Source organism: Collimonas sp. OK242 (genome assembly GCF_900107095.1).
GTDB lineage: Bacteria > Pseudomonadota > Gammaproteobacteria > Burkholderiales > Burkholderiaceae_D > Collimonas.
The window spans coordinates 344,523-351,696 of record NZ_FNOR01000002.1 but is presented as its reverse complement, the minus strand read 5'-3'; the positions used below and the strand labels follow the sequence as shown (position 1 = coordinate 351,696).

At 57.8% G+C, this 7,174-nt stretch carries 5 protein-coding genes; 3 read left to right on the top strand and 2 right to left on the bottom strand.

The window, feature by feature from the left end:
• On the bottom strand, positions 1-273 hold a 273-nt coding region (locus tag BLV81_RS03195), incomplete at its 3' end, for a transposase (RefSeq protein WP_143036258.1).
• Between the two features lie 332 nt (positions 274-605).
• On the opposite strand from BLV81_RS03195, the gene BLV81_RS03190 reads away from it, so the two are divergent.
• The 3 genes from BLV81_RS03190 to BLV81_RS03180 are packed head-to-tail and all read left to right on the top strand — an operon-like array spanning position 606 to position 2,027.
• Positions 606-959, top strand: a complete 354-nt coding sequence (locus BLV81_RS03190; protein WP_092352312.1) for an ArsR/SmtB family transcription factor — start codon at positions 606-608, stop codon at positions 957-959.
• Positions 940-1,431 (top strand): SRPBCC family protein, encoded by a 492-nt coding sequence (locus tag BLV81_RS03185; protein WP_218134239.1) that lies wholly within the window; start codon positions 940-942, stop codon positions 1,429-1,431. Before BLV81_RS03190 ends, BLV81_RS03185 begins: the two co-directional genes overlap by 20 nt.
• 14 nt (positions 1,432-1,445) lie before the next feature.
• A complete protein-coding gene (locus tag BLV81_RS03180; RefSeq protein WP_092352308.1) occupies positions 1,446-2,027 on the top strand; it encodes a dihydrofolate reductase family protein in 582 nt (193 codons plus the stop codon).
• A gap of 831 nt (positions 2,028-2,858) precedes the next feature.
• Here BLV81_RS03180 and BLV81_RS03175 read toward each other — a convergent pair.
• Positions 2,859-6,917: a Pls/PosA family non-ribosomal peptide synthetase gene (locus BLV81_RS03175; protein ID WP_092352306.1), complete on the bottom strand. Its 4,059-nt coding sequence runs from the start codon at positions 6,915-6,917 to the stop codon at positions 2,859-2,861.
• Positions 6,918-7,174: the final 257 nt, after the last annotated feature.

The window sequence follows — 7,174 nt, the reverse complement described above, 5'->3', positions numbered from 1 at the left end:
GGCCGAGGCCTTTTTTAAGATTTCTACATCTCCTCGCAGTTGGCGGTTCTCCTGCTCCAACTGCCTGATTCGTTGTTGCTCGGGCGTCAGCGGTTTGCCAATGCCTGGCTGGCCGGATTGCTCGGCATCGTACTGCTCTACCCAGCGACGCACGGCGGTCGGGCCAATGCTCATGCTCTCGCATACGTGCTGAACACTGAGTCCCTGTTCTTTGATCATTTTGACGACCTCAAGCTTGAAGCTGTGATCGAAAGTGCGGCGTTGCCTTGTCATGCAAATCTCCTCGGATGGTGGATTGTCCACCTATCGAGGTGTCCGGGCAAATTAGACCACTACAACTCTGTTCTTCGCTAATGGCGTAGTTCGGCCATGAGCAGTCCTTCACACTTAAAATAAATCCCCTCGCCAACGGCCGCTTTGCTAGATAAGCCGACGTAGCCGCTACTTCCGCCATCGGCGGTTCAACCCTCTATGTGGCCATCGGTGATTTCCCCATGGTTGGTCCAACGCATGTGAAGCAGCCAATCGGCGAATTTTCATTGACACCGATTTTAAAATCGCCAATATTACACCAATAGGTTAATTAACTAATTGGTGTAATAAATATGAATACTGATTCGCTCAGCATCACCTTCGCCGCGCTCGCTGATCCAACGCGTCGCGCCATTCTTGCGCGACTAGCACTGGGCGAGACATCGGTTACCGAGCTTGCCAAGCCGTTTTCGATAAGCCCGTCAGCCGTAACGAAGCACCTCAAGGTGTTGCAGCAGGCCAGACTGATCACACAAGGTCGCCAGGCGCAATGGCGCCCCTGCCAGCTCAATGCCGCACCGTTGCACGAGGCTGCCGATTTTATCGGCCAATATCGCCAGCACTGGGAGCAGAGTCTCGATCGTCTGGATGTGTATCTTAAAAACCTTCAATCTGTGGAGACGAAAAGTGCAGGAAAGAAAAAATAACGCGGCGAACAATGCTGATACCAGCGACCGCGAAATCATCATGTCGCGTTTGATAGACGCGCCGCGCGAATTGGTATGGGAGGCGATGACCAAACCTGAACATGTCGTGCATTGGTGGGGCCCGAATGGGTTTACTAACACGCTGGAGAAACTGGATTTTCGCGTGGGAGGCGAGTGGCACCATGTCATGCACGGGCCGGATGGACGAGATTATCCCAGCCGCAGCGTCTATACCGCGATCGACAAACCTCACCACATCGAGTTTTGCACCGGCGGCACATACAAGGGCGACCCGAAGGCCATGTTTGAGGCGATGTGGACGTTCGAGGCAGTGGGCGGACAAACCAAAGTGACGATCCGTCTGTTTTTTCCTACTGCGCAGGCACGCAATATGGCGGTAGAAAGAATTGGTGCGATTGAAGGCGGCAACCAAACTCTGGCGCGGCTTGCCGGCTATGTAATCAAAACTTGAACACGGAGAAAATCATGAGAAAAATCGTTTCGTTTGTACATGTGTCACTGGATGGTTTTGTTGCTTCCACTGCGAAGGGCCCGGCGGGCCTCGGCTGGATAAGTATAAGCACCGATTTGTTTGAATACGTGGAGCAGCGGATTCAGCAGACCGACACAGCTTTATACGGGCGTACCACCTTCGAGATGATGGAGTCGTACTGGCCAACCGCTGCCGATAAGCCTGACGCCAGCCCGCATGACCATGAACATTCACGCTGGTATAAATCCGCACGCAAAGTGGTGTTGTCGAAAACTTTGTCGGAAAAAAGTCACGTTAATACGCAAATCATCAGTAGCAATTTGAGCGATGAAATCAACAAGCTCAAACACAGCTCGGGCAGCGAGATCTTGATGTTTGGCAGCCCCTCCGCCACTCACGCGCTGATGGCGGAAAACCTCATCGACGAGTACTGGCTATTCGTCAATCCAATACTGCTGGGGCAAGGTATTCCCTTGTTCAAAAATATCAAAGACAAAACCGCACTCATGCTGGTGAATAGTAAAATTTTTCCGTCGGGCGTCGTATGCCTGCAATACGAGGTGAAACGAAATTAACGGTGTAAAGTTGTGATATTCCGTGGCGGTGTAATGGCTATTCGGTTGAATTTTCGCTTAGTGATCACCCCGATTGGCACTCAACTATGGTCCTTTCGATACCCGACTCGAAGCATGGACGATGATAAATGGACCTCAACTAAAGGTCGTTGCTTACTTTGAATGGCCGGTTTGGAGCACGTTGATTGGCCGTAGCGGGTGGCCGAGAGATAGTCGGTACGGGCGGTGCGGACATCCGATTTCGATGCGTCCAATTTTTTTGCGGGCGATTCAGAGTTGAGGCTTCGAGGGTTGAACTGTCGGTGGCGTCTGAAACGGCTATGTCCGCTTGCCCGTACAAACCTGACCTACACACTTTTTTGGTCGACGGTCGGGTTTGGGTCGGAAGCGGAAGTTCGCACTCTCTTCCATATTGCACCGCCATATCTTTCCCGCCTGTTGGTTTTTCGAGGGTAGTGGAGGGGTATTGCTCCCTACGATACCGATGCAAAGGCACATATGTCCGACGCGATAAATTGGTTCGAGTCTAATTGCGACCAATGCGGGTGCAGATCAGTGGGCTCGGTGAGAGTTGGCATGTATTCAGAGGCAGACAATCAGAAAAATTTGCGACATGGAAATGCGCCGCGCGCATATCGGTCCGCAAATCGAAGTGTCGATGCACGGATGTTTTGAGTCGGGAATGCGGGATAGTAGTGCTGATAATCGCGAAGGATATTTGCCTTGGCAAATATAACGATGTTTTCGGACAAAAGAAAAGGGACTGCAATTGCTTACAGCCCCTTATATATTTTGGCTCCCCGACCTTGACTCGAACCAGGAACCTGCGGATTAACAGTTCTTTGCCGGCGCAGCCGGGCAGCCGCGCCAGTTGGTCGCCGGCGGAATCGATTCGCCTTTCATGACCAGCGTCAGCGCGCCCAGCTTGGCGTTGTCGTTGACCACCGCGCCGTACAGTACAAAGCTGCGCGGGCCCATATAGACCCGGCTGCCGATGTTGACGTGGTCGATCTTCATGACCCGGTCTTCGAACAGATGGGTCTGCGGGCAAGCCTGGGCGTTCAGTTCGCTGTAATCGCCGATGGTGACGCAATCGAACTCGGTGATGTCGGTGGTGTTCAGGTAAACGCCGCGGCCGATATGGCAGCCCAGCAGATTCAGGGCCAGCGGCAGCCACGGCGTGCCGCGCAGGTAGTTCATGAAATTCGGTATCGCAATCCCTTCATACAGATTGGTAACGCCTTCCGAGAGCCAGACGAAAGGCGTCCACATCGGGACGCTGCACTTCTTGTAGCGTCCGATCAGCAGCCATTTCAGGGCGGCGATAAAGATGAAGGTGCCGATGCCGTACAGCAGTCCGGCGGAGGTGAGCAGGGAGATCACTTCACCCCACTGGCCGGCGCCAGCCAGCGGCATCAGGTTCAGCACCACGGTGTAGCCGACCGCGATCACGATCGCATGCGGCGACACGATACGGAAACCTTCCACTAATGAACGGCCCAGGCGGCGCCGGCGCGATGGCCGGAACGTCAAATGTTCGGGGAAGCCGCTGGTTTGTTCGCGTGCCGGCAGGTTGATCGGCGGCGAGCCGAGCCAGGTGTCGCCTGGCTGCATGCGGTGGTTGTCCGGGGTGCGGGAATGGACGCCGATCAGCACGTTTTCCGGCAGGATGCTGCCGTCAGGCACGTAGGCGCCGTTGCCGACAAAACTGCGGCGCGAGATGACGGTCGGCTGCATGGTCATCCAGCCGCCGTCGATTTGTTCGTCGCCCAGCAGGACGGCGTCGGCGATGAAGGTATCGTCACCCAGGGTCAGCATGTCAGGCACTACGCCGAGCGCGGTCGAGATCTCTGCATGGCGGCCCACTTTCGCGCCCAGCAGGCGGTACCAGATCGGCGCGTAGACGGTTGCGTACACGCCGTGCAGCACGCTCAGGCTGGATTCCTGGATCTGGTTGACCAGCCATTTGCTGCAATAGATATTGCTGCGCACCGGCCAGCTGCCGGCCCGCATGCGCGGCAGCAGGCTCCAGCGGATCCCGGCCGAGAGCAAAGCTGTGCATACGATCAGCACGGCTGTCGCCGGGAAAGCCATGACGAAATATTTGGACAGCTGGAACGCCACATTACCGTTGCTTTGCAGCCAAGGAAAGCGATCGGTATCGTCGAGCCAGTCGATCAGCATGAAGCTGGGGAACACCGGCATGAAGAACAGGGTGGTGATCAGGAAGGCGCCGAACAGGAAAAATATCGACTCGCCCAGCTGGCGCCTGTGCGTAACCGGCGGCCTCGGCGGCTTGGCGGCATGGTCGAAAGCACCCGCGTCGCGCGCCGGCGAGCCGGTCCAGATGCGGCCGGCCGGCACCGTCTGGCCGTCGCTGATGGCGCTCTGGCCCTCTACATGGCCGAAGGCGCCGACATCCGTGTTGCCTTCCATGACGACATAGGAACCGATGCAGCTTTCACGCTGCAAGGTGATCGGCCCTAGCCACAGTTCGCCATGTTCGACGCGGGCATTTTCAAAATTGACGGCATTGCCGATGCTCACGCCATCCTCTATGGTGAGCAGATCGTGCGCGCGCAAAGTCATGGAGCCGATCACGACTTCCGAGCCGATACGCGCACCGAGCGCTCTTAACCACCAGCTATACAGGGTCGAACCGCTCAGCAGGTAGGCCGGCGCTGCCTCGATCAGGCGGTCGGCCAGCCACCAGCGGTAATAGGTGAGGCCCCAGAGCGGGTAGCGGCCAGCTTTCAGGCGTCCTGCAATCAGCCATTTTGCGGCGATCGCAATCGCGAATTCAAACAAGGTGGCCAGCAAGAACACGCCCACCGACACTACGATCGCCAGGGCGATGGAGTCGCCCGGATCGCCGGTGAAGAAGTGGTAAGTAAAAAACGGCGCCAGCCATTGCATCATGCGCATCGCCACCAGCCACGGCACGGCGGCTGCTTGCGCGGCGCCGCACACCCAACGTTTCAGATCCGACGGTGCGGTCCAGCTGGTGTCGACCGCGATACCGGCGACCGGCGCGATTGCCAGCACCTGAGCGATGCGGCCGACGGTGCGATTCATGTAAATGTCGCGCACTGTCACATGGGCGAAATCGGGATTGGCGCGCAGTGCGGAGGCGAGTTTGGCCGCGAACAGCGAATGACCGCCGAGATCGTTGAAAAAATCGGCGCTGCGCAGGATAGGCTGACCCGGGAACAGTTTATTCAGCGCCCCAAATAGCGCTATTTCGGCCGGCGTTTCCGGCGTGTCCGAATCAAGGCCGGCGTTGCCGGCGCTAATCGCGGCCAAAGGCCTCGCTTTCAGCGCCTTACGGTCGATTTTGCCGGAAGTCAGGCGCGGCATCTCCTGCATAGTTTCAAAGAAACCCGGCACCATATAGGGCGGCAGGCGTTCGGACAAGGCGGTGCGCAGCACCGCCGGTGCAACTTCAGATCCACTTTCCGCTACGATGAATGCAATCAGCTGGTCAATGCCGTCTTCCTGGCGCAACACTACCGCCACCGTGCCAACGCCCGGCTGCCGCGCCAGCACCTCTTCGATTTCACCCAGCTCCACGCGAAAGCCGCGTATCTTCACTTGGTCGTCGGTGCGGCCCAGGCATTGGACCCGGCCGTCGGCCTCGATCCGCGCCAGGTCGCCGGTACGGTACAGGCGGCGGTCATGGCCGCCGCTCGACCACGGATTTGCCAGGAATTTCTCGGCGCTCAACTCGGGGCGTCCCAGATAACCTTCGGCAACGCCGGGGCCGGTGATGCACAATTCGCCCACTTCACCGCGCGGCAGCAGGACCAGGCCATGTTCTACGGCGGGATGAATCACCAGCAAGCCGTAATTGGGCAACGGCCGGCCGATGGTTACCGCTTCATTGGCGCGCAATTCGGCCAGGCTGGCCGATACCGTTGCTTCGGTGGGGCCGTAGGTATTGAATATACGGCGGCCGGATGCAGGTTTTGCCCAGCGCGCGACCAGTGCTTCCGGACACATTTCGCCGCCGAGATTGATGATGCGCAAGCTCGGCACATCCTGATTGAACAGCGCCAGCAGGGTCGGCACCGCATGCAATACGGTGACGCCGTTTGCGGCAAGCGCCAGCGGCAAGGCTTCGGGATCGGAGGCCAGTTCCTTGGGGGCGATCCAGAGCGTGGCGCCGGCCAGGTAACTGATCCAGATTTCTTCGAACGACATGTCGAACGCTACCGAAAAACCTTGATAGACGCGATCGCTGCCTGTGATTCCCAACACGGCGTTTTCGCTGCGCAGGAAATGGCAGATTGCGCCTTGGGTGATGGCGATGCCTTTCGGCTTGCCGGTCGAGCCCGAGGTATAGATGACATACGCCGGATCGCTGCGCTGCGCGTTTTGGCGGCGTAGCAGCGGTGCCTCGGCTGGCGCCAGCAACTGCTCGGCGGTCCAGATCTGGCATCCGAGCTGACCCGGTTCCAGGCGTGCGGCGAATTGCTGGCAACTGACAATCCCAGGCGCTTGCGCATCTTCCAGGCAGACGGCGATGCGTTCCACCGGCGTATCCGCATCCAGCGGCAGCCAGGCGGCGCCGGTCTTGGCGATGCCGGCTTGCATGATCAGCAGGTCGATGCCGCGCGGCAGCCACAAGCCGACGATCTGGCCTGGCCCCACGCCGGCGGCGATCAGGCGTGAAGCCACTTGGTCGGCACGCTGGCTGAGTTCTTGATAACTCAGCTGGCGCTCGCCAAAAATCAAGGCGATCTGATCCGGTACGCGCGCGGCGCTAGCCTCGAGCAGATCTGCCAGCACCTCATCGCGTATCAACTCAGGCTGGGCCGTCCCGTGCAAAATGTCGGGGTGAGTAGGAAAACTGCTGGCGGCCGCGCTATCGAGGTGCAAAGACTGGGTCATGGATGAGGCAAGTGAAAAAGGATCAACGGGAAGATGGCGAACCAGCGATGGTAGCACGGCAGATGCAGGTAAGTTAGGTAACGTTCAGACAATTTTTACCGATTTTTACCGATACACGATATCGATATGGATGGCGGCTTTCGCCTCAAGGCGGGCATTGCCCGCTGTCGTTTCCAGGTGTTCCCAGAGACTTAAACAAGGGATTATATTAATCCTCGTCAGCGAACTTGCTATTTAGAAAATGTTAGTCGTATGAT

Excerpts from the sequence above, each read along its gene's own strand:
- BLV81_RS03180 (WP_092352308.1), top strand. The coding sequence starts at position 1,446 with ATGAGAAAAATCGTTTCGTTTGTACATGTGTCACTGGATGGTTTTGTT.
- BLV81_RS03190 (WP_092352312.1), top strand. The coding sequence starts at position 606 with ATGAATACTGATTCGCTCAGCATCACCTTCGCCGCGCTCGCTGATCCA.
- BLV81_RS03175 (WP_092352306.1), bottom strand. The coding sequence starts at position 6,917 with ATGACCCAGTCTTTGCACCTCGATAGCGCGGCCGCCAGCAGTTTTCCT.